General features: G+C 68.4%; 24 protein-coding genes. 17 read left to right on the top strand and 7 right to left on the bottom strand.

The annotated features are described in order from the left end of the window. Positions 1-30: 30 nt before the first annotated feature. The gene (locus ABNQ39_RS16055) at positions 31-747 is read right to left on the bottom strand and encodes an SDR family oxidoreductase (RefSeq protein ID WP_376961583.1); all 717 of its coding nucleotides are present in this window, start codon (positions 745-747) and stop codon (positions 31-33) included. 112 nt (positions 748-859) lie between these two features. On the opposite strand from ABNQ39_RS16055, the gene ABNQ39_RS16060 reads away from it, so the two are divergent. After that, complete coding sequence (locus ABNQ39_RS16060) at positions 860-1759, top strand: LysR family transcriptional regulator (protein WP_376961585.1); 900 nt, start codon at positions 860-862, stop codon at positions 1757-1759. Positions 1760-1778: 19 nt separating this feature from the next. Here the strand turns inward: ABNQ39_RS16060 and ABNQ39_RS16065 are convergent, their stop codons facing one another. Next, positions 1779-2978, bottom strand: coding sequence for an acetyl-CoA C-acyltransferase (locus ABNQ39_RS16065; RefSeq protein ID WP_376961587.1), 1200 nt, complete (start codon positions 2976-2978; stop codon positions 1779-1781). A gap of 131 nt (positions 2979-3109) precedes the next feature. On the opposite strand from ABNQ39_RS16065, the gene ABNQ39_RS16070 reads away from it, so the two are divergent. Next, positions 3110-3706, top strand: coding sequence for a TetR/AcrR family transcriptional regulator (locus tag ABNQ39_RS16070; RefSeq protein ID WP_376961589.1), 597 nt, complete (start codon positions 3110-3112; stop codon positions 3704-3706). A 15-nt stretch (positions 3707-3721) separates the two neighbouring features. On the opposite strand, the gene ABNQ39_RS16075 is transcribed toward ABNQ39_RS16070, so the two are convergent. Beyond that, entirely contained in the window at positions 3722-4030 is a 309-nt protein-coding gene (locus ABNQ39_RS16075) for a putative quinol monooxygenase (protein WP_376961591.1), read from the bottom strand. Between the two features lie 374 nt (positions 4031-4404). Here ABNQ39_RS16075 and ABNQ39_RS16080 point away from each other — a divergent pair, with 374 nt between their 5' ends. The 14 genes from ABNQ39_RS16080 (at position 4405) to leuD (ending at position 20176) form a co-directional block, all read left to right on the top strand. Continuing rightward, a complete protein-coding gene (locus tag ABNQ39_RS16080; protein WP_376961593.1) occupies positions 4405-5259 on the top strand; it encodes a GntR family transcriptional regulator in 855 nt (284 codons plus the stop codon). Between the two features lie 5 nt (positions 5260-5264). Continuing rightward, positions 5265-6509 carry an ABC transporter substrate-binding protein gene (locus ABNQ39_RS16085; RefSeq protein ID WP_376961595.1) on the top strand — a complete coding sequence of 415 codons (1245 nt, stop codon included), beginning with the start codon at positions 5265-5267 and terminating at the stop codon, positions 6507-6509. Between the two features lie 107 nt (positions 6510-6616). Continuing rightward, positions 6617-7489: a branched-chain amino acid ABC transporter permease gene (locus tag ABNQ39_RS16090; protein WP_098738525.1), complete on the top strand. Its 873-nt coding sequence runs from the start codon at positions 6617-6619 to the stop codon at positions 7487-7489. Continuing rightward, positions 7486-8484, top strand: coding sequence for a branched-chain amino acid ABC transporter permease (locus ABNQ39_RS16095; protein WP_376961597.1), 999 nt, complete (start codon positions 7486-7488; stop codon positions 8482-8484). Before ABNQ39_RS16090 ends, ABNQ39_RS16095 begins: the two co-directional genes overlap by 4 nt. Beyond that, positions 8471-9217 carry an ABC transporter ATP-binding protein gene (locus ABNQ39_RS16100; protein ID WP_376961599.1) on the top strand — a complete coding sequence of 249 codons (747 nt, stop codon included), beginning with the start codon at positions 8471-8473 and terminating at the stop codon, positions 9215-9217. The genes ABNQ39_RS16095 and ABNQ39_RS16100 overlap by 14 nt, the downstream gene beginning before the upstream one ends. Continuing rightward, positions 9210-9923 carry an ABC transporter ATP-binding protein gene (locus ABNQ39_RS16105; RefSeq protein ID WP_376961601.1) on the top strand — a complete coding sequence of 238 codons (714 nt, stop codon included), beginning with the start codon at positions 9210-9212 and terminating at the stop codon, positions 9921-9923. Before ABNQ39_RS16100 ends, ABNQ39_RS16105 begins: the two co-directional genes overlap by 8 nt. A gap of 26 nt (positions 9924-9949) precedes the next feature. Then, the gene (locus tag ABNQ39_RS16110; RefSeq protein WP_376961603.1) at positions 9950-11377 is read left to right on the top strand and encodes an MmgE/PrpD family protein; all 1428 of its coding nucleotides are present in this window, start codon (positions 9950-9952) and stop codon (positions 11375-11377) included. A gap of 1 nt (position 11378) precedes the next feature. Further along, the gene (locus ABNQ39_RS16115) at positions 11379-12281 is read left to right on the top strand and encodes an isocitrate lyase/PEP mutase family protein (RefSeq protein ID WP_376961605.1); all 903 of its coding nucleotides are present in this window, start codon (positions 11379-11381) and stop codon (positions 12279-12281) included. Further along, the gene (locus ABNQ39_RS16120) at positions 12278-14035 is read left to right on the top strand and encodes a hydantoinase B/oxoprolinase family protein (RefSeq protein ID WP_376961607.1); all 1758 of its coding nucleotides are present in this window, start codon (positions 12278-12280) and stop codon (positions 14033-14035) included. The genes ABNQ39_RS16115 and ABNQ39_RS16120 overlap by 4 nt, the downstream gene beginning before the upstream one ends. A 19-nt stretch (positions 14036-14054) precedes the next feature. Further along, positions 14055-16139, top strand: a complete 2085-nt coding sequence (locus ABNQ39_RS16125) for a hydantoinase/oxoprolinase family protein (protein ID WP_376961609.1) — start codon at positions 14055-14057, stop codon at positions 16137-16139. Further along, positions 16136-16750, top strand: coding sequence for a cysteine hydrolase family protein (locus ABNQ39_RS16130; RefSeq protein ID WP_376961611.1), 615 nt, complete (start codon positions 16136-16138; stop codon positions 16748-16750). Before ABNQ39_RS16125 ends, ABNQ39_RS16130 begins: the two co-directional genes overlap by 4 nt. After that, positions 16747-18156 (top strand): FAD-dependent oxidoreductase, encoded by a 1410-nt coding sequence (locus tag ABNQ39_RS16135; protein WP_376961613.1) that lies wholly within the window; start codon positions 16747-16749, stop codon positions 18154-18156. Before ABNQ39_RS16130 ends, ABNQ39_RS16135 begins: the two co-directional genes overlap by 4 nt. Continuing rightward, on the top strand, positions 18153-19574 hold the full coding sequence (gene leuC, locus ABNQ39_RS16140; RefSeq protein ID WP_376961615.1) for a 3-isopropylmalate dehydratase large subunit: 1422 nt from the start codon (positions 18153-18155) through the stop codon (positions 19572-19574). The genes ABNQ39_RS16135 and leuC overlap by 4 nt, the downstream gene beginning before the upstream one ends. 2 nt (positions 19575-19576) lie before the next feature. Continuing rightward, the gene (gene leuD / locus ABNQ39_RS16145) at positions 19577-20176 is read left to right on the top strand and encodes a 3-isopropylmalate dehydratase small subunit (protein ID WP_376961617.1); all 600 of its coding nucleotides are present in this window, start codon (positions 19577-19579) and stop codon (positions 20174-20176) included. Between the two features lies 1 nt (position 20177). Here leuD and ABNQ39_RS16150 read toward each other — a convergent pair whose 3' ends face one another. Next, a complete protein-coding gene (locus ABNQ39_RS16150) occupies positions 20178-20993 on the bottom strand; it encodes a polyphosphate kinase 2 family protein (RefSeq protein ID WP_376961619.1) in 816 nt (271 codons plus the stop codon). Between the two features lie 216 nt (positions 20994-21209). Here ABNQ39_RS16150 and ABNQ39_RS16155 point away from each other — a divergent pair, with 216 nt between their 5' ends. Then, positions 21210-24530, top strand: a complete 3321-nt coding sequence (locus ABNQ39_RS16155) for a maltotransferase domain-containing protein (protein WP_376961621.1) — start codon at positions 21210-21212, stop codon at positions 24528-24530. A 114-nt stretch (positions 24531-24644) separates the two neighbouring features. On the opposite strand, the gene ABNQ39_RS16160 is transcribed toward ABNQ39_RS16155, so the two are convergent. The 3 genes from ABNQ39_RS16160 to ABNQ39_RS16170 all read right to left on the bottom strand — a co-directional run bounded on the left by ABNQ39_RS16160 (position 24645) and on the right by ABNQ39_RS16170 (position 26290). Next, the gene (locus ABNQ39_RS16160; RefSeq protein WP_246306903.1) at positions 24645-24884 is read right to left on the bottom strand and encodes a hypothetical protein; all 240 of its coding nucleotides are present in this window, start codon (positions 24882-24884) and stop codon (positions 24645-24647) included. Positions 24885-25034: 150 nt separating this feature from the next. Continuing rightward, positions 25035-25214, bottom strand: coding sequence for a hypothetical protein (locus ABNQ39_RS16165; protein WP_146255431.1), 180 nt, complete (start codon positions 25212-25214; stop codon positions 25035-25037). A gap of 98 nt (positions 25215-25312) precedes the next feature. Then, the gene (locus ABNQ39_RS16170) at positions 25313-26290 is read right to left on the bottom strand and encodes an alpha/beta hydrolase (RefSeq protein ID WP_376961624.1); all 978 of its coding nucleotides are present in this window, start codon (positions 26288-26290) and stop codon (positions 25313-25315) included. Between the last annotated feature and the right edge of the window lie 2 nt (positions 26291-26292).

Genomic DNA, 26292 nt, shown 5'->3' on the forward strand with positions numbered 1-26292 from the left:
CGCGGTTTCGATGTCCGTTCATGGGGCCGGTCAGGCGATGGCGCCGCCGCCATCCACGCGCACGGTGGAGCCGGTGGCGAAGGGGGTGGTGGCGAGGAACAGCACGGCGTTGGCGATATCCTCGGGCTGGCCGACCCGGCGGGCGGGCAGGCGCTGGGCGGCGCCGGCGAACATCGCCTCCCGCTTCTCCGCCGGCAGGCCGGACCACAGCGGTGTCGCGATCAGGCCGGGCGAAACGGCATTGACGCGGACCGGGGCGAGTTCCAGAGCCAGCCCGCGGGCCAGCGCCTCCAGCGCCGCGTTGATGGCCCCCTGCAGAACGGAGGTCGCGGAGGGCCTGACGCTGAGAAAGCCCGACACGAAGGTAAGCGATCCGGTCTCGCTGATTTTCGCGGCACGGGCGACGTGGTAGGCGCCCCAGAATTTACTGTCCATCGCGCTCCGGGCGTCGGCGACGGCAAGGCCGCGCACCGACCCGCCGGGCGTCTGCGCCGCGGAGACGACGACATGGTCCCAGGCCGGCTCTTCCGCGAAGAAGCGTTCGACCGCCTCCAGGTCGCGGGTGTCGAGCACGACGGCGCGTGCATCGCCGCCGATTGCGGCGACCGCGGCGTCGAGCTTGTCGCGCGACCGCGAGGCGATGGTGACCGAAGCGCCTGCTTGGGCAGCGGCCGTCGCGGTCGCCAGACCGATGCCGGAGCTGCCGCCGACCACCAGCACGCGCGTGTTCTTCAAGCTGTCTGACATGGTGCACTTCCTTCAGGGGTGGAGTGGAAGCAAGTCTAGAACCTCTCCGGATTGCGCAGTATCCTCGACCTGATCGATATACTCTCCACCGAATGGAAAGAATGCGGCGGGCATGCTGGGCGACCTCGATGAACTGCGCACCTTCGTCCGCATCGTCGCCGCGGGCAGCCTGTCCGCCGCCGGCCGCGAGATGAATCTGGCGTTGAGCGTGGTCAGCAAGCGGCTGGCATCGCTGGAGCGGCGGACCGATACGCGGCTGGTGGCCCGCAGCACCCGGCGCCTCGCCCTGACGGAGGAGGGGCAGCGGTTGTACCGGCATGCCCAGCGCATCCTCGCCGAGGTCGCGGAGGCCGAGGAGGCTCTCAGCCATGGCCGCGTCGAGCCGCAGGGCATTCTGCGGGTGGGAGCGCCGGCCGCCCTGGGGCGCATGCATGTCGGCCCAGTCTGCCGCGAGCTTGTCGAGGCTTATCCGCGGATTTCGGTCGACCTGCGCCTGACAGATCGCATGGTCGATCTGATCGACGAGGGGCTGGACGTGGCGGTGCGGATCGGCGCGCCCAGGGATTCGGCGCTGGTCATGCGCAGGCTGGCCGACAATCATCGCATACTGGTCGCTGCGCCGGCTTATCTGGAGCGTCGCGGCTGGCCCGCCTCGCCGCAGGATTTGGAGAGCCACGACTGCATCCAGTATCGCGGCACCGGCGGGCGCTGGCGCCTGCTGGGGCCCGGCGGTGCGGTGGTCGAACTGGACACCGCATCCCGCCTGCGCTGCGACAATGGCGACGTCGCCCAGGATTGGGCGCTTGCCGGCTGCGGCCTCCTGTGGAAGTCGCGGATCGACGTCGAGGACGACCTTGCCGCCGGCAGGCTGGTGCGGGTGCTGCCGGACTGGCATGGCGACCCCGCACCGGTCTGTGCGCTGTTCCCCTCGCAACGGCAACTGCCGACGCGCGTGCGCCTGTTCCTCGACGCCATGGCGCGCCGGCTGAACCGGGAGGAGGCAGCGCGATAGGTGCGCCGCTTCCGGCGCCTCAGGCGACCCGCTCGATGGCGATGGCGGTTGCCTCACCGCCGCCGATGCAGAGGGAGGCCACGCCCCGTGTCAGTCCGCGTGCCGACAGCGCATGCAGCAGCGTCACGATCAGCCGTGCCCCAGTGGCGCCGATGGGGTGGCCGAGCGCACAGGCCCCGCCATTGACGTTCAACCGCTCGGGATCGATCCCCAGGTCGCGTTGTGCCGCCATGGCGACGACGGCGAAGGCCTCGTTGATCTCGAACAGATCGACCTCGCCCACCGCCCAGCCGACCTTGTCCAGCAGTTTGCGGATCGCCGGGATCGGAGCGGTGGTGAACCAGGCCGGATCCTGGCTGTGGGTGGCGTGGCCGCGGATCTCCGCCAGGATCGGCAGACCGGCGGCCTCGGCCACCGAACGCCGGGTCAGCACCAGCGCCGCGGCGCCGTCCGCATTGGCCGACGAGCTGGCGGCGGTGATCGTCCCGTCGCGGCGGAAGGCGGGCTTCAGCGCCGGAATCTTGTCGGGGGAGACCTTCAGCGGGTTCTCGTCCTGCGTGACCACCCGCTCGCCACCCTTGACGGGAACCGTGACCGGCACGATCTCCGCCGCGAAGGCACCGCTCTCGACCGCCGCACGGGCACGGGTCAGCGTCCGGGCGGCGTAGGCGTCCTGCTCGGCGCGGGTAAAGCCATAGGACTCGGCCGTCGCCTCGCCGAAATCGCCCATGGCGCGGCCACCCTCATAGGCATCCTCCAGCCCGTCCAGCATCATGTGGTCCAGCAGCCGGTCATGGCCGATGCGGTATCCGCCGCGGGCCTTGGCCATCAGGTAGGGGGCGTTCGTCATCGACTCCATGCCGCCGGCCACCACGATGTCGGCCGACCCGGCGCGGATCAGGTCATGGGCCAGCATCGTCGCCTTCATGCCCGACCCGCAGACCTTGTTGATCGTGGTCGCTCCGGTCGCATCGGGCAGCCCGGCACCGCGGGCGGCCTGCCGGGCCGGCGCCTGCCCTTGCCCGGCGGGCAGGACGCAGCCGAACAGCAGCTCGTCGATGCTGGCGGGCGGCAAGCCGGCACGCTCCACCGCCGCGGCGATGGCGCGGGCGCCGAGAGCCGGGGCCGGCAGCGCCGACAGCTCTCCCTGGAAGCGGCCCAGAGGCGTGCGGACGGCGGACACGATGACGACGGGGTCGTGGGTCGAAGCGGTGTGCATGTTGCGGTCTCCGGATCGGTAGCCCGGCTGGGGCGAAATTTAAATGACAAGCATCATGTTTGCATAATTGATGATGATCGTCATATAATTTGTCAACGGGTCTCCAACTGCTTTTTGAGGGAAGGTGCATCATGCGGGTGAGCAAGGAGCAGGCGGCGGAGAACCGGCGCCGCGTCGTCGAGGTGGCAAGCGCGCTGTTCCGCGAGCGCGGCTTCAACGGGATCGGCGTCGCCGACCTGATGAAGGAGGCCGGCCTGACCCACGGCGGCTTCTACGGCCAGTTCGCCTCGAAGGAGGATTTGGCGGCGGAGGCCTGTGCCCACGCGATGGAGGTGGCGGCGGAGCGCTGGCGCGTTTCGGCGGAGACCAAGGGGGACGAGGCTCTAACGGCGCTGCTGGACAGCTATCTGTCTCCGCGCCACCGCGACCGCAGTGCCGCCGGCTGCCCCATCGCGGCGCTCGGTATCGATGTGGCCCGCCAGGGCGGCGTGGCACGGAGTGCCTTCACCCGCGGACTGCGGCCCTTCCTCGACGGCTTGAGCCGCCTCGTTCCGGGCCGCTCGGCGGAGGCGAAGCGGAAGGCGGCGCTGACCACCCTGTCGGAGATGGTCGGCGCCCTGATCCTTGCGCGTGCCGTCGACGATCCCGCCCTGTCGGAAGAGATCCTGGAGGCGGCACGCACGAGCCTCGGCCGGTCTTCCGGCAAGCCGGAGGCCGGCGGCGCCTGACCGCTGTTGCGTCGATCAGGCGATGCGGCGGAGCAGGTCGATCCGCAGCGGCTCGCCCAGCAGCGTGTCGAACTGAGCGGCAAGGCCGGTGAAGGCCGCCGCCTTCGCATGGGTGTCGAGTGCCGCCTGATCCTGCCAGATCTCGTACATCACGACGGTGCCGGGCTTCTCGCGGCTGACATGGGCGGAGTAGGCGAGGCAGCCCGGCTCCTTCAGCACGTCCGGAACGATGGCGGCGATGGCGTCGGCCAGCGCCTGCTCCTGGCCGGGCTTGGCAACCAGATAGGCGACGAGTTGCACCTGCTCGCTCGGCGGAATGGTCATGGCGGTCTTCCCCTTGATGGACGGTTGGAAGCTGGCTTTTCGAACTTGGGCTTTGCAGCGCCGGAGTCCGGCCGATCCTCGCTCGCGGGGCGTCGGCTGGCAACCCGGCCCCTTGGCCTGTGACCAAGGGATAAACCGGGCAAATCGAAATCGGAAATGCGGAGTTGCGATTTCAACCATAAGGAAATCCCATCGATCCCAAGCCGCTTGCGTAAGGGGCATGCCATTCCAGACGGGCCGGGCCGCGATGGTTCGCACCCCCAACAACGCTGTTGACCAAAGCTGTATTATCCATCATACAGGTTCCTGTCTGATGAATGGACAGCATTGGGTCCCGGTGGGACGGTTTCCGGTGGAAGGGGAGGCGGAGTGCTGTGAAGTCGGCGGTCGAACCCCTGAAGGCTCGCAGGATCTATCTGCTGCTGCGCGACCGCATCGTCGCCGGTGAACTGCCGCCGGGCGCGCGCCTGCCGGGTGAGCCGGCTCTGGCCGCCGAACATGCCGTGTCCCGCGTCACCGTGCGCCGGGCGCTGGACCTTCTGGACAAGGAAGGGCTGGTGCAGCGCAAGGCGGGGTCCGGCACCTTCGTCCACGACACGCGCACCGTCCGGCCGATCGTCGCCGACCTGTCGAATGTGTTGTCGCACTTGATCGACATGGGCCGCAGCACCGACGTCAGACTGCTGTCTTTCGGCTATGGGGTGCCGCCGGAGCCGATTGCCGAAAGCCTGGGCCTGAAGCCCGGCGAGCGGGCGCAGCGGTCGGTGCGCGTGCGCCTGATCGACGGGGAGCCCTTCTCCTACCTCACCACCCATGTGCCGGAATGGATCGGCCTGACCTATTCGGAGGCGGAACTGGCGGCGCGCCCGCTGCTGGAGCTGATCGAACGGTCGGGCGTGACGACGGAACGCGCCACCCAGGCGATCAACGCCACGCTGGCCGGTCCGGAAGCCGCGGCGGCGCTGGACCTGGAGATCGGCTCGCCGCTGCTGACGCTGACCCGCATCGTCTACGAGCCGTCGGGCCGCGGCGTGGAACATCTCCACGCGCTGTACCGGCCCGACCGCTACAGCTTCCACATGGATCTGGTGCGCACCGGCAGCGACGGCGAACGGCGCTGGAGCCCGGCACTCGGCTGGCCGCGCGCTGCCGACAAGAACAAATCCGAGAAAAGCAAATCGGGCGAAAAGCCCGCCCGCACCCCGCGGGTCATCAAACAGAGGAGTTGAGCGTTATGGGACGTTCGGTTCAGGACTCCACCCTCATCGGCGTTTCCCGCCGCACGGTTTTGAAGGCCGGCGCAGCGGCTGCCGCCGTCACCGCGCTGCCGTTTGCAGCCCCCTCGGTCCTGCGGGCGCAGGCCCCGGTGGTGAAGATCGGCATCCTCCAGCCGGTGACCGGCGCGCTGGCCCATGACGGCGACCTCGGCCGGGCCGGTGCGGAGATGGCGATCAACGAGATCAACGCGGCCGGCGGCATCAAGTCGCTGGGCGGCGCCAAGCTGGAAATGCTGTTCGGCGACGCCCGCTCGACCCCCGAAGCCGGCACGCAGGAGGTGGAGCGGATGCAGGCCGAGGGCGTCGCCGCCATCGTCGGCGGTTTCGCCAGCCCGATCTGCCTTGCCGCGTCGCAGGCGGCGGCACGCTACGACCTGCCCTATCTGGTCGATGTCGGCGTGTCGGACCAGATCATGTCGCGCGGCCTGACCAACACCTTCCGCTTCAGCCCCGGCTTCGGCAAGGTCACCCAGGTGGCGCTCGACAATTTGACTGCCATCAACGACAAGGCCGGCAAGCCGGCCAAGACCGTGGTGCTGGTGCATGAGGACGGGCTGTTCGGCTCCGGCCTCGCCAAGCTGCTGCAAAGCGAACTGCCAAAGCGCGGCTTCGAGATTCTGGAGACCATCGCCCACCCGACCCCGGCGCGCGACATGTCCAACGTGGCGCTGCGCATCCGCTCGCTGAACCCCGATCTGGTGATCCCCTCCAACTACTATGGCGAGTTCGTGCTGCTCGCCCGCACCATGCAGCAGCAGCGCATCAAGCCGAAGGGCATCTACGCCATTCTCGGCGGTGCGGCGTCGAACGGACGTTTCGTCAAGGAATTCCCGCAGGCGGCCCAGAACGTCATCGACTGCAACCATTGGCACGATCCGAAGAACCCGAAGGCGCTGACGCTCCGCAAGGCGGTGGAAGGGCAGGGCAAGTCCTTCGCCTACAATGTCTCGCTGAACTATTCGAACGTCCTGCTTCTGGCCGACGCCATCGAGCGCGCCGCCTCCACCGACCGCAAGAAGATCATCGAGGCACTGAACGCCTCCACCTTCGCCGGCCACATCATGCCCTACGGCCCGACCAAGTTCGTCAACGGCCAGAACGAGGGCGCCACCCCGATCAACACCCAGATCCAGGGTGAGGACATCAAGGTGATCTTCCCCGAAGCATTCGCCGAGGTGAAGGCCAACTTCCCGGCGGCCTGATCCGTTTTTCGCCGTCGCACCTCCGCATTCCCCCATCCGTCCGGGTCGCCGCGAGCCGGCCGACCCGGCGCGGGTGAAGGGACCATTCCCCTCATGCGCGGGCTGCCATGTATTCACCTCAGATCATCCTGGAAGCGGCGCTGAACGGTCTGATGACCGGTGCGGTCTATGCCCTGATCGCTCTTGGGCTGACGCTGATCTACGGCGTGCTCCACATCATCAACTTCGCCCACGGCGCGCTGCTGACCTGTGCCATGTTCGCGGTCTGGATCGCCTGGGCATGGCTGGGGATGGACCCCTATCTCGCCATCCTGCCGCTGGTGCCGCTGATGTTCGTGCTCGGCTATGGCCTGCAGCGCTTCGTCATCGGGCCGGCCAGCCATGGCGACGACGGCAACATCCTGCTGGTCACGCTGGGCCTGTCCATCGTGCTGGAGAATGTGCTGCTGGCGGTGTTCCAGTCCGACACCCGCACGCTCGACACCGACTATTCCTTCCAGGTGGTGGCCTTGGGGCCGCTGCTGCTCAGCTATCCACGGCTGATCGGGCTGGGCGTCGCCGTGGTGGTCACCGGCCTCTTGTGGCTGGTGCTGAACCGAACCGACACCGGCAAGGCGATCCGTGCGGTCGCCAAGGAAAAGCTCGGCGCCAATCTGGTCGGCATCGACGTGCCGCATGTCTATGCCGTCACCTTCGGCCTGGGCTGCGCCTGCCTTGCCGTGGCGGCGGGGCTGCTGATGCCGACCTTCTACGTCAACCCGCGCATCGGCGGCGCCTTCGTGCTGGTCGCCTTCACCGTGGTGGTGCTGGGCGGCATGGGCTCGCTGCCCGGCGCGCTGCTGGGCGGCCTGTTCATCGGCGTGGTGGAGAGCCTGTGCGGCCTGTTCCTGGGCGACAGCCTGGGCCAGATCGGCATCTTCCTGATCTTCATCGCCGTGCTGCTGGTGCGGCCGACCGGACTGTTCGGAGCCAAGGCATGACCGCGCGCGACCTGATCCCGATCGCCGTCCTCACCCTCCTGGCGGCGCTGCTGCCGCTGGTGGTGACCTCCAGCCCGGTGCTGAACTTCCTGGTCTTCATGCTGATCGTGGCGCTGGGGGCACAGGGCTGGAACATCCTGGGCGGCTTCGGCGGCCAGTTCAGCTTCGGCCACGCCGCCTTCTTCGGCACCGGCGCCTATGTGACGGCGATCCTGCAAGTGCGCTATGGCGTCAACGCCTGGGCCGGGCTGGTGCTGGCGACCCTGGCCGGTGCGGCGGTCGGCTGGGTCATCGGCTTCCTCAGCTTCCGGTCGGGCCTGCGCGGTTCCTATTTCGCGCTGGTGACGCTGGCCTTCGCCGAGGTGTTCCGCATCCTCGCCAATGCCGCCTCCGTCACCGGCGGCGCGGCGGGGCTGCTGATCAAGCTGGATGTCCGCGCCGTCAACCTGCAATTCGACGACCGCGCCATCTTCTACTGGCTGGTGCTGGCCTTCGTCGCTGCGGTGCTGCTGCTGACGCGCTGGATCCAGCGCTCCCGCTTCGGGGCGCAGCTGGTGGCGGTGCGCGAGAACGAGGATGCGGCCAAGGCGCTGGGGGTAAATTCCCTGACGGTGAAGCTGCGCGCCATCGCCTTGTCCGGCGGGGTGACGGCGCTGTCCGGCTGCCTCTATGCCCAGTATTTCCTCTACATCGACGCCAACATCGCCTATGGCAGCTGGATTTCGGTGGAGCTTCTGCTGGCCCCGATCATCGGCGGCGTCGGCACCGTCTTCGGCCCGGTGGTGGGGGCGCTGACCCTGCACGGGCTGGGCGAGGTCGCCAAGCAGTTCGCCGGCCGCATCCCCGGCATCGATTTGATCGTCTTCGGCGGCGTGCTGGTGCTGGCCGTCGCCTTCGCCCGCGGCGGCATCCTGGGCCTGCTGGAACGGCTGCGCGACCGCGGCCGCGGGATGGTCACGCGCGGACCCAAGGAGGTTTCCCATGCTGGCCGTTGACGGCGTTTCCAAGCGGTTCGGCGGGCTGATGGCGGTGGACAGCGCGACGCTGTCGCTGCAACCCGGCGGCATCGTCGGGCTGATCGGCCCGAACGGAGCCGGCAAGACCACCTTGTTCTCGATGATCTCCGGCTTCGTCGCCCCGACCGACGGGCGCATCCGTTTCGAGGGCACCGACATCACCGCCGAGGAACCGCACCGCCGGGCCGAGCGCGGCATCGGCCGCACCTTCCAGATCGTCCAGCCCTTCGCCGGGCTGACGGTGTGCGAGAACATCGCGGTCGGTGCCTATCTGCGCCATGCCAAGCGGGCCGACGCCACCGCCAAGGCGCGCGACGTGGCGCGCCGCGTCGGGCTGGGGAGCGAGCTGGACCGGCCGGCCGGCGGGCTGACGGTGGCCGGGCGCAAGCGGCTGGAGTTGGCCCGCGCGCTCGCCACCGAGCCGAAGCTGCTGCTGCTGGACGAGGTGCTGGCCGGGCTGAACCCATCGGAGATCCGCGACATCATCCCGGTGATCCGGGGCATCCGCGACGAAGGGGTGACGATCCTGATGATCGAACACGTCATGCAGGCGGTGATGAATTTGTGCGAGCGCGTCTATGTGCTGGCGCAGGGCCGCATGATCGCCGAAGGGCCGCCCGCCGTCGTCTGTGCCGACGCCCGCGTGATCGAGGCCTATCTCGGCCACGGTGCCGCCGCCCGGCTGAAGGCGGAGGGGGCGGCCCATGGCTGAGCAGCTTCTGGAAATCCGCGGGCTGAAGACCGGCTATGGCGCCACCGAGGTGCTGCGCGGCATCGACATGGCCGTCCATGCCGGCGAGATCGTCACGGTGCTGGGCTCCAACGGCGTCGGCAAGACGACGCTGAACAAGGTGCTGTCGGGCGTGCTGCCGGCCTGGACCGGAGAAATCCGCTTCGGCGGCGCCCGCATCGACGGCAAATCCGCCGCGCGTATCGTGGAAGAAGGGCTGATCCAGGTGCCGGAAGGCCGCAAGATCTTCCCCAACCTGTCGATCCGCGAGAATCTGGAACTCGGAAGCTACCGCCGTGGCAAGCCGAACCGGGCACGGAATCTGGAGCGCATATTCGCAATCTTCCCCCGTCTGAAGGAGCGCGAGGGCCAGTTCGCCGGCACGCTCTCCGGCGGCGAGCAGCAGATGCTGGCCATCGGTCGCGGCATGATGGCGGAACCGCTGCTGCTGATCCTCGACGAGCCGTCGCTTGGCCTTTCGCCCTTGGTGGTGGAGGAGATGTTCGGGCTGATCCGCAAGCTGAACGCCGACGGGCTGGCGATCCTGCTGGTGGAGCAGAACGTCGTCCAGTCGCTGGAGGTCGCCCGCCGGGCCTACATCCTTGAGAACGGCGTCTTCGCGCTGTCGGGACCGTCCGACGAGATCGCGCGTGATCCCGAACTGAAACGCACCTATCTCGGCCTCTGAGGGGCCGTCCGCCTGGGAGCGGTGACATGACAAGCCTGTCCTTCGACGTGAAGCCGGCGAGCGAGCTGCTCGCCGCCGCCCGCCCGTCCTGGCTCGACCGCTGGGGCACCTTCGCCGCCGGCCTGACCTTCGCCGACCTGCCGGCCCCGGTGGTGGAGCGGGCCAAGCTGGTGCTGCTCGATTGCATCGGCGTGATTGCCGCCGGCATGCAGGAACCGGAATGCCGCGCGCTGGTCGGCCGGATGGCCCGGACCGCCGGTGCAGGGGATTGTCCGGCCATCGGTTCGGGCCATGGCTTCCCCGCCGGCTCGGCCGCCTTCCTCAACGGCCTCGCCGGGACCATGCTGGAGCTGGACGAGGGCAACCAGTATGCCCGTGGCCATCCGGGCATCCATGTGCTGCCGGCGGCGCTGGCCGCCGGGCCGCGGCTGACCTCCTCCGGCGCCGATCTGCTGACCGCGCTGGCGCTGGGGTACGAGATCGGCTCGCGCATCGGCATCGCCGCCAAGCTGCTGGTCACCACCCACCCGCACGGCACCTGGGGCACGGCGGGGGCGGCGCTGGCGGTGGCGCACCTGAACCGGGCCGACGCGGCGGCGATGATCGAGACGATCAACATCGCCTCCACCCTCGGCCTCGCCACCAGCCGGCGGACGATGCTGGAGGGCGGCACCGTGCGCAACGCCTATGCCGGCGTGTCGAACCAGCTGGGCCTGACCGCCTGGGATTTGGCGGCCAGCGGCATCATCGGCGAGACCGACGGGGTCGGCAGCGTGTTCGGCGGCGTCATCGCCCGCGATTTCCGGCCGGAGCTGATGGTCGACGAGCTGGGCGAGCGCTGGGAGATCGCCCGCAACTACTTCAAGCGCCACGCCGCCTGCCGCTACACCCACGGCGCGCTCGATGCGCTGGGCGACATCGTGGCGCAGGCCGACGGGCGGATCGCGCCGGAGCAGGTCGCCTCCATCGAGGTCGATACCTATGTCTGGGCGGCCCAGTTGAACGGGCCGGAGCCGAAGAACATGCTGGCGGCGAAATTCTCGCTGCCCTTCGCCCTGGCGACCTTCCTCGCCAATGGGGCGGCGACACCCGACGCCTTCCGCGACGAGGCCCGGCAGGCCCAGGCCACCCGCGATCTCGCCCGCCGGGTGACGGTGCACGAGGATACCGGCCTGACTGCCCGTCTTCCCGGCCTGCGCCCGGCCCGTGTCCGCCTGACGCTCGCCGACGGCCGCAGCTTCGCGGCGGAGGCGCTGACCAACAAGGGCGACACCGAGGATCCCTACAGCGCGGGCGAGGTGCGGGCGAAGTTCGCTGAACTCGCCGGCCCGGTCTGGGGCGCTTCGCACGCCGCCGCCATCGCCGACTGCGTCGAGACCATCGACCGCGCGGCCGATCTTTCAACCCTGACCCGGCTTCTGTCGGCGCCTGCCGCCGCCGGGGGGAGCGTCTGAGATGACCATGCCCGACCTCAGCTTCAAACAGCGGCTTTCCGAAGACCGCGTCGTGCTGGCGCCCGGCGTCTATGACGCCTTCACCGCGTCGATGGCCACGGCTGCCGGGTTCGAGGCGCTGTATCTGTCCGGTGCGGCCATCGCCTACACCCGGCTGGGCCGGCCCGACATCGGGCTGGTTTCGGTCAGCGAGGTGGCCGACACCATCGCCCTGGTGCGCGACCGCGTGCCGACGCCGCTGATCGTCGATGCCGACACCGGCTACGGCAACGCCCTGAACGTGCAGCGCACCGTGCGCATGTTCGAGCGCGCCGGCGCCACCGCGTTGCAACTTGAGGACCAGAGCTTTCCCAAGCGCTGCGGCCACCTGACCGACAAGGCGGTGATCCCGGCCGGCGAGATGGCCGGCAAGATCAAGGCGGCGGTCGACGCCCGCACCAGCGAAGGCACGCTGATCGTCGCCCGCACCGATGCGGTGGCGGTGGAAGGCGTGTCCGCCGCTCTCGACCGCGCCCGGCTCTATGTCGAGGCCGGGGCCGACGTGCTGTTCGTCGAGGCGCCCAAGAGCCGCGAGCAGCTATCGGCCATCGCCACCGACCTGGGTGGCATCCGCCCGCTGCTCGCCAACATGGTGGAGGGTGGGCAGACGCCGATCAGCTCGGCCGCCGATCTGGCTGAGCTGGGCTACCGGCTGGTGATCTTCCCCGGCGGAATCGTGCGAGCGCTCGCTCGGCAAGCGCAGGACTATTACGGCTCGCTGGCGCAGCACGGCACCACCCAGCCCTTCCGCGACCGCATGTTCGACTTCAACGCGCTAAACGACCTGATCGGCACGCCGGAGATGCTGGCGCTCGGCGAGACCTACAAGGACTTTGGCTCCGCCAAGCGGGAGGACGCAGCATGACCACCCAGACCACTGCTAAAACCACGTCCATCGACCCCGTCACGCTGGCCGTCCTGAAGGGCCGGCTGGAGCAGATCGCCGACGAGATGGATGCGACGCTCTACCGCTCCGCCTTCAACCCGATCATCGCCGAGGCGCGCGACGCCTGCCACGGCCTCTACCATGCCGAGACCGGCGCCACGCTGGTGCAGGGCACCAACGGGTTGCCGATCTTCGTCGGCGCCATGGCCTTCGCGGTCAAGGCGGTGATCGACAAGGTGACGAAGGAGGGCGACCTCCACCCGGACGACATCTTCCTGTTCAACGATCCCTATGACGGCGGCACCCACCTGAACGATTTTCGTCTGGTGCGGCCGATCTTCCGCCAGGGCCAACTGTTCTGCTGGATGGCGTCGGTCGGTCACTGGCTCGACATCGGCGGCAATGTGCCGGGCAACTTCAACGCCCGCGCCACCGACAGCTTCCAGGAAGGCGTGCGCATCCCGCCGGTGAAGCTGGTCAAGGCCGGCGCGATGAACCACGATCTGCTGGCGATCCTCGCTGCCAATTCCCGCGTGCCGGTGTCGAATTACGGCGACCTGAACGGGCAGCTGAACGCGCTGGACCTGGGCGTGCGCCGGCTGACCGAACTGCTGGACGAGCATGGCGAGGAGACGGTCGCCGCCGCCTTCGACGCCTTCACCGCGCGGGCCGACGCGCTGATGCGCAGCGCCGTGTCCAAGCTGCCGGACGGCGTCTACAGCTTCGAGGATTATCTCGACAATGACGGCATCACGGCGGACCGGCTGCTGATCGCGCTGGACCTGACGATTGCCGGCGACCGGATGACGCTGGACTTCTCGCGGTCGTCGGCTCCCTGCGCCGGGCCGCTGAACATCGCCTATTCCACCGCGGTCGCCTGCTGCTACGTCGCGCTGAAGCATGTCTTCACCGACGTGCCGGCCAATGCCGGCTGCCTCAACCCGATCACCTTCGTCATCCCGGAAAGTACCCTGCTGGCGGTCAAGCCGCCGAAGCCGGTCGGCGGCTATACCGAAACCATCCTGCGCGTCATCGGCGTGGTGTTCGGCGCCTTGTCCCTGGCCGATCCGGCCCGCGCCACCGCCGCGCCCTTCGGCACCATCAACGCGCTGTCGCTGGCCGGCCACCGCAAGGACGGCTCGCGTTGGGTGATGTTCTCCTTCTTCGGCGGCGGCCTGGGCGGCAATCCGGAAACGGACGGATTGAACCACGCCAACAACCCGATCTCCACCGCCACCATCCCGCCGGTGGAAATCCTGGAAGCCGCCTATCCGGTGATGTTCACCCAATGGGCCCTGCGCCCGGACTCCGCCGGGGCCGGCCTGCATCGCGGCGGTTTGGGGGCCGTCTATGAGATCGAGGCGCTGACCGACGCCGACGTCTTCCTGCTGGGCGAGCGCGGAGTCTTCGCGCCCTTCGGTGTCGCCGGTGGCACCCCGGCGGCGCTGAACCGCTTCACCTGGCAGAGCGACGAGGGTGAGAAGTCGCCGCCGCTGGCCTCCAAGGTCACCGACGTGAAGATCCGCGACGGTCAGCGCGTGCGGCTGGAGACGCCGGGCGGCGGCGGCTGGGGCGATCCGAAGCGCCGCGATGCGGAGGCTGTCGCCCGCGATGTGCGGCTCGGATATCTCGGCCGTGACGCGGCGCGCAGCGCCTATGGCGTGGTGCTGACCGACGACGGCGCGCTCGACATCGCCGCCACCGCGACCTTGCGCGAATCCTCCGCCGCCTGACGAACCCGGAAGCAAGACCATGAACAACGGCATTTCCAAGGGTGCCCCCAGGGGTGCCATCGTCGGCGTCGATGTCGGCGGCACCTTCACCGACCTGTTCCATTACGATGAGGCGCGCGGCAGCTTCCGCACCGCCAAGGTCCCGTCCAACCGTGGCGACGAGGCGGTCGGCTTCCTGGCCGGTTTGCAGAGCTTCGGCCCGGTTGCCGAACTCGGCTCCATCGTCCACGGCACCACCGTCGGCACCAATGCGCTGCTGGAGCGCAAGGGTGCCAAGGTCGGGCTGATCACCACCACCGGTTTCCGCGACGTGCTGGAGATGCGCCGCCGCGACCGCCGCCACACCTGGGGCCTGTGGGGCGATTTCGTCCCCGTGGTCGACCGCGACATGCGGCTGGAGGTGACAGAGCGCACGCTGGCCGATGGCACCGTCCGCAGCGAAATCGATCCGGAGGAAGTCCGGGCCGCCGCCCGCCGGCTGGCCGACCGGGGAGCGGAGGCGCTCGCCATCGTCTTCATCAACGCCTACGCCAACCCGGCCAACGAGCTGGCGGCGCTGGAGGCGGCGCGCGAGGTCTGGCCGAACGCCAACCTCGAATGCTCGTCGCGCATCCTGCCGGAAATCCGCGAGTTCGAGCGCACCTCGACCACCGCGCTCAACGCCTATCTCCAGCCGGTGGTCGGCAGCTATCTCGCCAAGCTCGACAACGCGTTGGCTGGGGAGGGGTTCGGCGGACGCTTCCACATCGTTCAGTCGAACGGCGGCGTGATGTCCACCGACACCGCCCGGCGGCTGCCGGTGCGCACCGCCCTGTCGGGGCCGGCGGCCGGCGTCATCGCCGCGGCGGCGATCTCCAAGGCGGCGGGCTTCCCCAACGTCATCACCGGCGACCTCGGCGGCACCAGCTTCGACGTGTCGCTAGTGGTGGAGGGGCAGACCATGCTGGCCGCCCAGACCACCATCGATTTCGGTCTGGTCGTCCGCACCCCGATGATCGAGATCACCACCATCGGCGCCGGCGGCGGTTCCATCGCCGGGGTCGATCCCGGCGGCATGCTCCAGGTCGGGCCGGAGAGCGCCGGCTCGCGGCCGGGGCCGGTCTGCTACGGCCAGGGCAACACCCGCCCGACCCTGACCGACGCCAATGTCCTGCTCGGCCGCATCAACGCCGAGCGTCCCATCGGCGGCAAGCTGGCGCGGCTGGACGTCGATGCAGCCCGCACTGCCATCGCCACCCATGTCGCCGAGCCGCTCGGCCTTGAGGTCATGGCGGCGGCGGAAGCGGTGGTGCGCATTGCCAACAGCAAGATGGCCGGCGCCATCCGCCTCGTCTCCATTGAGCGCGGCCATGACCCGGCCAAATTCGCCGCCGTGCCCTTCGGCGGCGGCGGGGCGCTGCATGTCGGCGCCCTGATCAAGGAGGTCGGGCTGAAGGCGGCGCTGGTGCCGCGCTTCCCCGGCGTGACCTCGGCGCTCGGCTGCGTCATCGCCGACATCCGCCACGATCAGGTGCAGACGGTCAATCTGCCGCTGGCGGGCATCGACGCAGGCTCGCTCGACCGCCGCATGGTGGAGGAGGCGACCGCCGCCCGCGCGGTGGTGGAGTCCGCCGGGCTCAGCGTCGAGCGCATCGACCTCGTCTTCGAACTCGACATGCACTACATCGGCCAGACCCACACGGTCGCCGTGCCGCTGCCGGTGTCGGTGGAGAACGGCAGCACCGGAATCGACGAGTCGACCATCCGCGCCGCCTTCGAGCGGTCCTATCAGGCGTCCTTCAGCCGGCTGCTGCCGGGCGTCGGCGCCAAGATCGTCAACCTGCGCACCGCCGCCATCGGCCGCCGTCCGCATTTCGACCTCTCCGCCCTGGCTCCGGCAGCCGGAACGACGGTGGAGGGCGCCTATGCCGGGTCGCGGCCGGTGTGGTTCGACGGGGCCTGGCATGAGACCGCCGTCTACAACCGGCTGGAACTGCCGGTCGGTGCCGTCGTCCAGGGGCCGGCGATCCTTGAGCAGCCCGACGCCACCACCGTCATCGACCCCGACCTCTCCGCCCGTGTCGACGGCTTCGGCAACGTCATCGTCGAAAGGAGCGGCCGATGAGCGCCGCCGTCATCCCGGTCGAGCGTACCGCCCTGCTGGTCTGCGACCTGCAGAACGACTTCCTCCATCCCGAAGGCGCCTATGGCCGCGCCGGACAGACGGCGCCGGAGATTGCGGCGCTGCCGGAGCGGGTGAAGCCGCTGGCCGATCTGCTGCGCGCGCGGGGCGGTTGGGTGATCTCCACCAACTTCACCCTGGTGCCGGGCCGCGGCGGCGAGCCGATGATCTCCCCGCATCTTAAGACGCTGCGGCCCTTCCTGGCGAAAGGCGATTTCCAGCCCGGAAGCTGGGGACACCGGACGGTGGATGCGCTTCAGCCCGTCGATGTCGAGGTGGAGAAGGTCGCGTATTCCGCCTTCTACATGTCACGGCTGGAATGGGTCTTACGGAAATGCGGGGTGGAACGGTTGCTGGTCTGCGGCATCGTCACCAATGGCGGTGTCGCCTCGACCGTGCGCGACGCCCATGTCCGCGATTTCGACACCATCCTGCTGGAGGACGGCTGCGCCGCTTTCAGCCGTGAGGTGCACGAGGTCTCCGTCGCCGCGCTGCGTCCGGTCTGCCGGGTGGCGACGGTCGCAACCATGCTGGAGGAGGTGGCGAATTCATGAGCCGTATCCTGCCCGCCGAGGGCGTCGAGTTCGAGTTCACCGTGCCCGTCGTCGTGATCGGCGGCGGAGCGGCCGGAATGGTCGCGGCGCTGGCCGCCCATGAGCGGGGTGCCGGTGTGCTGGTGCTGGAGCGCGATGCGCTGCCGCAAGGATCTACCGCCTTGTCGGCCGGGCTGATCCCGGCGCCGGGCACCCGCTGGCAGCGCGACGCTGGCATCGAGGACAGCCCGGAGCGCTTCGCCGCCGACATCGTCGCCAAGGCGAAGGGCGAGCCCGATCCGGCCGAGGTCGCCCGCGTCGCCCAGGCGGTCGGGCCGGCTCTGGAATGGCTGGCCGACCGTTACGGCCTGCCGTTTTCTGTGGTGGACAATTTCAGCTATCCCGGACACAGCGCCCGGCGCATGCATGGGTTGCCCAGCCGATCGGGAGCGGAACTGATCGACCGGCTGCGCGGCGCCGTGGAAACCGCCGGCATCGACGTGCTGTGCGAGGCGCATGTCACCGCCCTCCATGCCGATGGCGCACGGATTCGCGGCGTCGAGATCACGCGGCCCGACGGCAGTGTCGAGCGGGTCGGCTGCGGTGCGCTGATCCTTGCCTGCAACGGCTATGGCGGCAACAGGGCGCTGGTCGGGCAGCATGTGCCGGAACTGGCCGACGCGCTCTATTTCGGCCATCCCGGCAACCAGGGCGACGCGCTGCTGTGGGGCGAGGCACTGGGGGCGGCCACCCGGCACCTGTCGGGGCATCAGGGCCATGGCTCCGTGGCACACCCCGCCGGCATCCTCGTCACCTGGGCGACGATCACCGAGGGCGGCGTGCAGGTGAATGCGGAGGGCCGGCGCTTCTCCAACGAGGCGCAGGGCTATTCGGAACAGGCGGCGGTGGTGCTGCGCCAGCCGGACGGCATCGCCTGGACCGTCTTCGACGAGCGCATCGCCGCCATCGCCCGCCAGTTCGAGGATTTCCGGCAGGCCGAGGCGATGGGCGCGGTGCTGATCGCCGACACGCCGGCCGAACTGGCCCGTCTGATGAAGATCGACGCGGATGCCATCGCCGCCACTCTGACTGGTATCGACCGGCTGAAGGCGGAGGGTGGAACCGACGGGTTCGGCCGCGATTTCGCCGGCTCGGCCCCGCTGGTGCCGCCCTACCGTGCCGTCCGCGTTACCGGCGCCCTCTTCCACACCCAGGGCGGGCTGGTCGTCGATGACGAGGCCCGCGTTCTGGACGGGCAGGGGACGCCGTTGCCCAACCTCTATGCCGCCGGCGGGGCCGCCTGCGGCGTGTCGGGATCCAAGGCGTCCGGCTATTTGTCCGGCAACGGCCTGCTGACCGCGGTGGCGCTGGGGCGCATCGCCGGGATGGCTGCCGCGGGCACCGTTAGTGAGGAAACCAACCAATGACCGCACAGCCACGCAGCCTGTTCGAGAAGGTGTGGGACGTCCATGTCGTGGCGACCCGGCCGGACGGTCAGGCCCTGCTCGCCATCGACCGCCATTTCCTGCACGAGGGGTCCTTCCACGCCTTCGGCATGATCGACCATGCCGGCCGCAGGGTGCGCCGGCCGGAGCTGACCTTCGCCGTCGCCGACCATTACGTCCCCTCGCACAGCCGGTCCAGGCCGATTGCCGATCCCGAGATCGCCAACATGGTGACGATGCTGGAGGCGAATGCCGGCCGCCACGGTCTGCGCCATTTCGGCCTGCACGATCCGGCCCAGGGCATCGTCCATGTGCTGGCGCCGGAACAGGGGCTGACCTTGCCCGGCCTGACCATCGTCTGCGGCGACAGCCACACCTCGACCCACGGGGCTTTCGGCGCGCTGGCCTTCGGCATCGGCGCCACCGAGGTGTCGCACGTGCTGGCGACCCAGACCCTGTGGCAGCGCCGGCCCAAGACCATGCGCATCACGGTGGACGGGGTGCTGGGGCCTCATGTCACGGCCAAGGACCTGATCCTGGCGGTGATCGCCGCCATCGGCGCCGACGGGGCCGCCGGCCATGTCATCGAATATGCGGGCAGCGCCATCCGCGCCCTGTCGATGGAAGGCCGCCTGACCGTCTGCAACATGTCGATCGAGGCCGGCGCGCGGGCTGGCATGATCGCACCGGACGACACCACCTTCTCCTGGATCGAGGGGCGGCCCTTCGCCCCCAAGGAGGATGTGTTCGACCGTGCGGTGGAGCATTGGCGCACCCTGCCCAGCGATCCGGACGCCGTGTTCGACCGCGAGGTGACGCTGGATGCCGCCGACATCGCCCCGGCGGTGACCTGGGGCACCAGTCCGGAAACCGCGGTTCCAGTGACGGCTGCGGTCCCCGATCCCGCTGCGGAGGCCGATCCGGTGCGCGCCGGCCAGATGCGCAAGATGCTTGATTACATGGGCCTCGCCCCCGGCATGGCGCTGGAGGAGGTGGCCATCGACCGCGTCTTCATCGGCTCCTGCACCAATGCCCGGCTGGAAGATCTGCGCGCCGCCGCCGCGGTGCTGCGCGGCCGTCGCGCGGCGGTGCCGGGGCTGGTGGTTCCGGGCTCGGTCCCGGTGCGCCATCAGGCGGAGGCGGAAGGGCTGGACCGGGTCTTCATCGACGCCGGGCTGGAATGGGGCGAACCCGGCTGCTCGATGTGCGTCGGCATCAACGGCGACCTCGTTCCGGCGGGTGAGCGCTGTGCCTCCACCACCAACCGGAACTTCCCCGGCCGCCAGGGGCCGAACGCCCGCACCCATCTGATGAGCCCGGCGATGGCCGCCGCCGCCGCCGCGACCGGCAAACTCACCGATGTCAGAAAGCTCGATGTCCGCAAGCTGGGAGTTTCCTGAGGATGGAGCCCTTCGTCACGCTGACCGCGCCGGCGGTGCCGCTCGACATCGCCAACATCGACACCGACCAGCTTCTGCCCGCCCGCTTCCTTAAGAAGCCGCGCAGCGCCGGCTATGGCAACTTCCTGTTCCATGACGAGCGCAAGCCGGGTTTCCCGCTGGACGACCCGGCCTATGCCGGCGCCCGCATTCTGGTGAGCGACCGCAATTTCGGCTGCGGATCCTCGCGCGAGGGCGCGGTCTATGCGCTGGTGGACGGTGGATTCCGCTGCGTCGTCGCTCCCAGCTTCGGCGACATCTTCGCCGCCAATGCCGCCAAGAACGGCCTGCTGACCGTCACCCTGCCGGAGGAGACGGTGGCACTGCTGCGCCGCCAGTTGCAGGAGACGCCGGGTGCCGCCGTCACCGTGGACCTGCCGGCCCAGAGCCTGACCGGTCCGGACGGCCGGGCGCTGTCCTTCGCCATCGATCCCTTCAAGAAGGACTGTCTGGTCGAAGGGCTGGACGACGTCGCCCTGACCCTGCGCCACCAGGACGCCATCGACGCCTTCGACCGGACGGATGCGGAGCGGCGGCCTTGGGTGGTGCCGGGCAGGGGGTGATTTACTCCGCCTCTATACCCAGAACTTCGGCGGCAATTCTCGCGACGTTGCCGTTGATGGGGGGCGGGGCGATGTTCACACCCTCCTTCAGGGCGGCGGTGACGAGTTCCAGCACCTTGAGGCGGGCATGCCATTTGGAGTTTGCCTCTACCGCATGCCAGGGCGCGTTGACGGTGGAGGTGCGTTCGAACATCGTCTCCGCCGCCTTGACGTAATCGTCCCATTTGGCGCGGTTGCGCAAATCCTCCTCGGTCAGCTTCCAGCGCTTGTAGGGGTTCTTCATCCGCTCGCGGAAGCGCTCCAGCTGCTCCTCCGGAGTGATGTGCAGGAACAGCTTAACGATGCGCACGCCGTCGTCGGTCAGCAGCCGTTCGAACTCGTTGATCTCGTCATAGGCGCGCTTCCACTGGTCCTTGGTGGCGAACTTCTCCACCCGCTCCACCATGACGCGGCCGTACCAGGACCGGTCGAAGATGGCGAAGGTGCCGGGCGCCGGCAGCTTGGTCCAGAAGCGGTACAGGTAATGCTTTCCCTGCTCGTCCGCTGTGGGGGCGGAGATCGGCCAGACATGGAAGCCGCGGGGGTCGAGCGGTTCGGTCATGCGACGAATGGCCCCGCCCTTGCCGGCCGCGTCCCAGCCCTCGAAGACCACGATGGCGCGGCGTTTTTCGTGCCAGTAGGTCTGCTGGATGTGCAGCAGCTCCTTCTGCAGCTTGCCGAGTCGGCGGTCATATTCCTCCGCCGTCTCGATCCGCGCCTGCTCCTGGTCCAGTTTCCCGAGACGGATTTTCGAGACCTTGCCGGGCTTCTCGGCCATGCGTTGCATCCTGTGCTGGTGGGTTCGGTTGCGGCTTGCCAACAGGGCGGGCGGAACCTTCACTGCTCCTGCGGGTTGTCCGGCGGGGGCACGGTGTCGGCATCTGCGTCGGCGCCGGCACACCTGTGAGGGAAAAGCACCGATGCCGCCTGGTCGATCCCACAACGGGGAGCGGCAGGCTGTCAACGGAGAAGCAGGGCCAAGGAAGGGGGTTCCATGAGCATCGTCGGACCGCGCATCTACAACCTGTTTCCGACCCTGGTCGGTCCCGTGCGCGATTGGGCCGGGCACCTGCCGCGGATCCAGGGGATGGGTTTCGACTGGATATTCCTGAACCCGATCCACCAGCCCGGATTCTCCGGCAGCCTGTATGCCATCAAGGACCCCTACCGGCTGCATGACGCGCTCCGCGGCGGGTCGCACGAAAGCGACGACGAGCTTCTGCGCCGCTTCACGGCCGACGCCGCCGCGCACGGCCAGTCGGTGATGATGGACTTCGTCATCAACCACACTTCGCGCGATGCCCTGCTGGTCGAGCGTCACCCCGACTGGTACAAGCGCGGCGCGGATGGCGACCTGCACCGTCCGGGCGCCGTCGATCCCGACAACACCGCCCATGTCACGGTGTGGGGCGACCTCGCCTCGCTCGACTATGAGCGGGCGGACTCGCGCGCCGGGTTGGTCGGCTACTGGTCCGACTATCTGCGCCATTACATCGGACTTGGCGTAAAGGGCTTCCGCTGCGACGCCGCCTATCAGGTGCCAGCGGAAGTGTGGAAGAGCCTGATCGACGCCGCCCACGCCGTGAACCCGGAGGTGAAGTTCTTCGCCGAGACGCTGGGCTGTACCGTTGAGCAGGTGCGCGAGCTGTGCGGTGCCGGCTTCGACTTCCTGTTCAACAGCGCCAAATGGTGGGACTTCAAGGCCGACTGGCTGCTCGACCAGTATGAGGAATTCCGCTGGATTGCGCCGTCCATCGCTTTCCCGGAAAGCCACGACACCGACCGGCTGGCGGCGGAGGTCGGCAGCCAGGACGCGGTGCGGCTCGCCGCCCAGCTGAAGATGCACTACCTGTTCGCCGCCAGCTTCTCTACTGGCGTGATGATGCCGGTCGGCTTCGAATATGGCTTCACCCGCAAGCTGGACGTGGTGCGCACCAGCCCGGCCGACTGGGAGCAGCCGAAGCTGGACCTGACCGGCTTCATCGGTGCCGTCAACGCCATGAAGGCGGCCACCCCGGCCCTGAATGTCGAAGGACCGCAGCGCCGCGTGACCTCCCCGCACAGCCCGGTGCTGGGGCTGATCCGGCAGGTGGACGGCGCCGCCCTCGACCAGCCCGACGGCTGCGCCATTCTGGTGCTGAACCCGGACGAGAACCGGACGCACACGCTGGATGTCGGCCCGATCCTGGCGGCCACCGGCGGCACCTATGAGGCGTTCGAGGATGTGACGCCGGAGGCGGAGCCGCTGCCGATGGAGCCCGGCGCGCCGATGAAGTTGCGCCCGATGGAGCTGCGCGTCTTCCGCGCCCGCGCCGCTCGCAGCCACGCCATCGAACTGCACGATGTGGAGGAGCGGGAATGGATGGATTCCATCGCCGCCGGCCGCATGACCATCGAGAATGTCTATCCGGAGCTGGACGGCGGCCGCTTCGCCATCAAGCGCGCGGTCGGCGATGTGATGGAGGTGTGGGCCGACATCTACACCGACGGCACCTTCGTGCTGGCGGCCTCCGTCATGTACAAGGCGGACGGCGACGACGGGTGGAGCGAAGCGCCGATGCGCCTGCACGAGAACGACCGCTGGGTCGGCCGCGTGCCGCTGACCCGCAACGCCCGCTACACCTACAGCATCGAAGCCTGGCGCGACGTGTGGGAAAGCTGGCGCGCCGACTTCAAGAAGAAGGTCGATGCCGGCATGGTCGTCGATCTGGAACTGGTGGAGGGCCGCCGCTTCGTCGAGCAGGCGCTGGAGCTGAACCATGGTGACGGCCGTGCGGCGCTCCAGGCGGTGATCGAGCGGATGCAGGCGTTGTCGGGCCGCGAGGCCATCGACTACGCCCTGTCGGACGAGCCGCGCCGCGTCATGACGCAGTATGGCGAGCGGCAGTACAAGTCGCGCTATGTGCGTGAGTTGGAGGTCTATGTCGACCGTACCGCCGGCGCCTGTTCGGCATGGTTCGAGATCTTCCCGCGTTCCGCCTCGCCCGACCCGTCGCGTCCCGGCACTTTCGACGACGTGGTCAATCTGCTGCCCATGGTGCGCGACATGGGCTTCGACGTGCTGTATTTCCCGCCGATCCATCCCATCGGCCGCGCCTTCCGCAAGGGCAAGAACAACACGCTGAATCCCGGCCCGGACGATCCCGGCGTGCCCTATGCCATCGGCGCGGAGGAAGGCGGGCACGACGCCATCGACCCGATGATCGGCGATTTCGACAGCTTCCGCCGGTTGGTGCGCGAGGCCAAGCGCCACGGAATCGAGATCGCACTGGACTTCGCCATCCAGTGCTCGCCCGATCATCCCTGGGTGAAGGAGCATCCGCACTGGTTCTACTGGCGGCCCGACGGCACCATCCGCTATGCCGAAAACCCGCCGAAGAAGTATCAGGACATCGTCAATGTCAGCTTCTACCGCCAGTCCTACCCGGACCTGTGGTATGCGCTGCGCGACGTGGTGCTGATGTGGTGCAAGGAGGGGGTGCGCATCTTCCGTGTCGACAACCCGCACACCAAACCCTTCCCCTTCTGGGAATGGATGATCCGCGAGGTGCAGGACCGCTATCCCGACGCCCTGTTCCTGGCCGAGGCCTTCACCCGTCCGAAGCTGATGAAGCGTCTGGCCAAGGTCGGTTTCACCCAGTCCTACAGCTACTTCACCTGGCGCAACACCAAGGCGGAACTGACCGAATACCTGACGGAACTGACACAGAGTGAGTCGCGCGAGTATATGCGGCCAAACTTCTTCGCCAGCACGCCGGACATCCTGCCGCCGATCCTGACTCAAGGCGGCCGGCCGGCGCACATGATGCGGGCGGTTCTGGCGGCGACGCTGGCTGGCGTCTATGGGCTTTACGGTCCCTATCTGCTGTGCGAGGCGGAGGCCTATCCCGGTAAGCAGGAATTCAACCATTCGGAGAAATACGAGGTCCGTCACTGGGACTGGAACAGGCCCGGCAACATCCGCGACTATGTGACCGCCATCAACCGCATCCGTGCCGAGAATCCGGCACTGCAGCAGTTCACCAACCTGAAATTCTACAACGCCTTCGACGACAACATCCTGCTGTACGGCAAGATGACGGCGGCGAAGGACAATGTGATCCTGATCGCGGTGAACCTGGATCCGCACAACGGCCATGGCGGGACGATCGAGGTGCCGCTGTGGGAACTGGGCCTGCCTGACGGTGCCCATGTCCAGGTGGAGGACCTGTTCAGCGGCCACCGCTTCACCTGGATCGGCAAGTTCCAGCATGTCTGGCTGGATCCCCACCGCAATCCAGCGGCGATCTGGCGGATCGTGCCGCCGGGGGTGTGAGGAAGGGATTTCGGCGGCAGATACACTCTGCCGCCCCACATCTGCAGCTGAAGAAATTCCCCAATAAAAAAGCGGCCCATCAGGGCCGCTTTTTAAATTCCGTCGATGCGCTGATCAGCGCCGGCGGATCATCGTCACGCCGCCGACGGTCTTGTCGAGGAAGTCGATCATGGTATCCGGCTTCGGTCCGACCGACGAGGCGGCGAACGCCATCCACCACCGGGCCATCGGGGTGGTCCAGCCGTAGCGGTCGGCGATGGTCTGAACATCCATGGTAGAGGACATGGTCGTCTGGGCGGTCGCCGCGGCGCGGGTGGCACCGGACGGGGTAACCTGAGATTCGACGCTGTGCATGGTTCCTCCCAACGGGGACTGCCAATGGGGACTGGCGGTGTCCGCTTATGCGGTACCTTAGCTCTCAACCGCTGGAAGGGGCAGAGTGGCTTTGGTGCTAACGGGTACTATACCTTTGGCTGCAAATATCCCATGCCCCGGCCGCCCCTTTCAGGCAGGTGGATGCGGCAATCCGCTGGCCCAGCCCAGGAAAGCCACCAGCGCCGCGCGGTTGGCCGGGCGGAGCAGTAGGGCCAGTCGCACCCACAGGGGTGAAAGCTTGTATTCGGCGGCCATCTCCCGGACTTCCTCCGGCGACAGACGCAAATCGGGAGCGGGGTTGTTGCTCACCGGGCAGTCCTCCACCATTGCCAAAGGTTACGATGGATAAAGAACAATCCGTCGCACCGGCAATCGCGCAGGCGTCTGTGATAAAAAATGGCCGGTCTTTACTTGGCGGCCAGCAAGGCCCTTGGCGCCCGGTCGGCCCCGCTGGCCAGCGGCACCTTGGGATTTCCGATCCAGGCGATGACGTCGTTGACCACCAGCTTGCCCTTCAGGTCGCGCAGCAGCATGTGGTAGCCGTCGGGATAGACGGCGACGACATGCCGCCCGCCGGATTCGAAATCCTTCAAAGCACGCTCGACCGGCCGCGGCGGCAGGACTTCCTCATGAGCGCCGTAAAGCACCAGCGAGGGCGTCTGAAGATGCTGGCAGGCGTCGAGCGCCGACCCCATCAGCTCAGTCAGCCCTTCCAGCGCATCGACGCGCGACCCCTTGATGACCAGAGGGTCGCGGCCGAGAGCCCGCAGCATCTCGATGTTGTCGGACGGGTGGATGTCGAGGTCCTTTGGCGGATGCACCACCATCCCGGGAACCAGAGTGTAGGTGATCCACAGCGCGGCACGCGGGAAGAAGCCCATCGCCTGCCGCCCCCAAACGGCGGGTGCGACCAGGATGGTGCCGTCGACCTTGGGCGGGTTGGGGTTTGTCATCGCGGTCAGCACGACGGCACCGCCCATGCTTTCGCCCATCAGATAGACCGGCACGCCGGGATGGCGCTTGTGCACCATCTCCACCGCGGTGCGGGCGTCGCTGACCAGCGTGGGGGTGCCGGCCCACACGCCGCGTTCGCGGGTGGCACCGAAACCGCGCTGGTCATAGGCGTAGGTGGCGATGCCAGCAGTCGCGAAGTCGCGGCCGGCACCGTCGAAGGCATTGGAATAATCGTTGTAGCCGTGCAGGGCCACCACCGCGGCCCGGACCTTGCCGTCGGCCGGCAGCCGGGAGCGCATGGGCAGCTCGAAGCCGTCGGCGGCGATCAGCACCTTGTCGTTCAGCTGCGGCTGGACGACGGCCATCCCCATCGGTTGGAAATCCGCGGCACAGCCGCCAAGCAGAAGCCCCAGCCCGAGAACAGCCGCCATTC

Origin of the sequence: Azospirillum sp. A26 (genome assembly GCF_042604635.1) — a bacterium.
In the GTDB taxonomy this organism is placed as follows: Bacteria; Pseudomonadota; Alphaproteobacteria; order Azospirillales; family Azospirillaceae; genus Azospirillum; species Azospirillum palustre.

What these genes read in the sequence shown, in the direction of transcription:
- ABNQ39_RS16065 (WP_376961587.1), bottom strand. Translation starts at nt 2,978, where the DNA reads ATGCACACCGCTTCGACCCACGACCCCGTCGTCATCGTGTCCGCCGTC.
- ABNQ39_RS16090 (WP_098738525.1), top strand. Translation starts at nt 6,617, where the DNA reads ATGTATTCACCTCAGATCATCCTGGAAGCGGCGCTGAACGGTCTGATG.
- ABNQ39_RS16105 (WP_376961601.1), top strand. Translation starts at nt 9,210, where the DNA reads ATGGCTGAGCAGCTTCTGGAAATCCGCGGGCTGAAGACCGGCTATGGC.
- ABNQ39_RS16070 (WP_376961589.1), top strand. Translation starts at nt 3,110, where the DNA reads ATGCGGGTGAGCAAGGAGCAGGCGGCGGAGAACCGGCGCCGCGTCGTC.
- ABNQ39_RS16110 (WP_376961603.1), top strand. Translation starts at nt 9,950, where the DNA reads ATGACAAGCCTGTCCTTCGACGTGAAGCCGGCGAGCGAGCTGCTCGCC.
- ABNQ39_RS16150 (WP_376961619.1), bottom strand. Translation starts at nt 20,993, where the DNA reads ATGGCCGAGAAGCCCGGCAAGGTCTCGAAAATCCGTCTCGGGAAACTG.
- ABNQ39_RS16100 (WP_376961599.1), top strand. Translation starts at nt 8,471, where the DNA reads ATGCTGGCCGTTGACGGCGTTTCCAAGCGGTTCGGCGGGCTGATGGCG.
- ABNQ39_RS16155 (WP_376961621.1), top strand. Translation starts at nt 21,210, where the DNA reads ATGAGCATCGTCGGACCGCGCATCTACAACCTGTTTCCGACCCTGGTC.
- ABNQ39_RS16055 (WP_376961583.1), bottom strand. Translation starts at nt 747, where the DNA reads ATGTCAGACAGCTTGAAGAACACGCGCGTGCTGGTGGTCGGCGGCAGC.
- ABNQ39_RS16135 (WP_376961613.1), top strand. Translation starts at nt 16,747, where the DNA reads ATGAGCCGTATCCTGCCCGCCGAGGGCGTCGAGTTCGAGTTCACCGTG.
- ABNQ39_RS16130 (WP_376961611.1), top strand. Translation starts at nt 16,136, where the DNA reads ATGAGCGCCGCCGTCATCCCGGTCGAGCGTACCGCCCTGCTGGTCTGC.
- ABNQ39_RS16060 (WP_376961585.1), top strand. Translation starts at nt 860, where the DNA reads ATGCTGGGCGACCTCGATGAACTGCGCACCTTCGTCCGCATCGTCGCC.
- ABNQ39_RS16095 (WP_376961597.1), top strand. Translation starts at nt 7,486, where the DNA reads ATGACCGCGCGCGACCTGATCCCGATCGCCGTCCTCACCCTCCTGGCG.
- ABNQ39_RS16125 (WP_376961609.1), top strand. Translation starts at nt 14,055, where the DNA reads ATGAACAACGGCATTTCCAAGGGTGCCCCCAGGGGTGCCATCGTCGGC.
- ABNQ39_RS16120 (WP_376961607.1), top strand. Translation starts at nt 12,278, where the DNA reads ATGACCACCCAGACCACTGCTAAAACCACGTCCATCGACCCCGTCACG.
- ABNQ39_RS16115 (WP_376961605.1), top strand. Translation starts at nt 11,379, where the DNA reads ATGACCATGCCCGACCTCAGCTTCAAACAGCGGCTTTCCGAAGACCGC.
- ABNQ39_RS16170 (WP_376961624.1), bottom strand. Translation starts at nt 26,290, where the DNA reads ATGGCGGCTGTTCTCGGGCTGGGGCTTCTGCTTGGCGGCTGTGCCGCG.
- ABNQ39_RS16075 (WP_376961591.1), bottom strand. Translation starts at nt 4,030, where the DNA reads ATGACCATTCCGCCGAGCGAGCAGGTGCAACTCGTCGCCTATCTGGTT.
- ABNQ39_RS16085 (WP_376961595.1), top strand. Translation starts at nt 5,265, where the DNA reads ATGGGACGTTCGGTTCAGGACTCCACCCTCATCGGCGTTTCCCGCCGC.
- leuC (WP_376961615.1), top strand. Translation starts at nt 18,153, where the DNA reads ATGACCGCACAGCCACGCAGCCTGTTCGAGAAGGTGTGGGACGTCCAT.
- ABNQ39_RS16160 (WP_246306903.1), bottom strand. Translation starts at nt 24,884, where the DNA reads ATGCACAGCGTCGAATCTCAGGTTACCCCGTCCGGTGCCACCCGCGCC.
- leuD (WP_376961617.1), top strand. Translation starts at nt 19,577, where the DNA reads ATGGAGCCCTTCGTCACGCTGACCGCGCCGGCGGTGCCGCTCGACATC.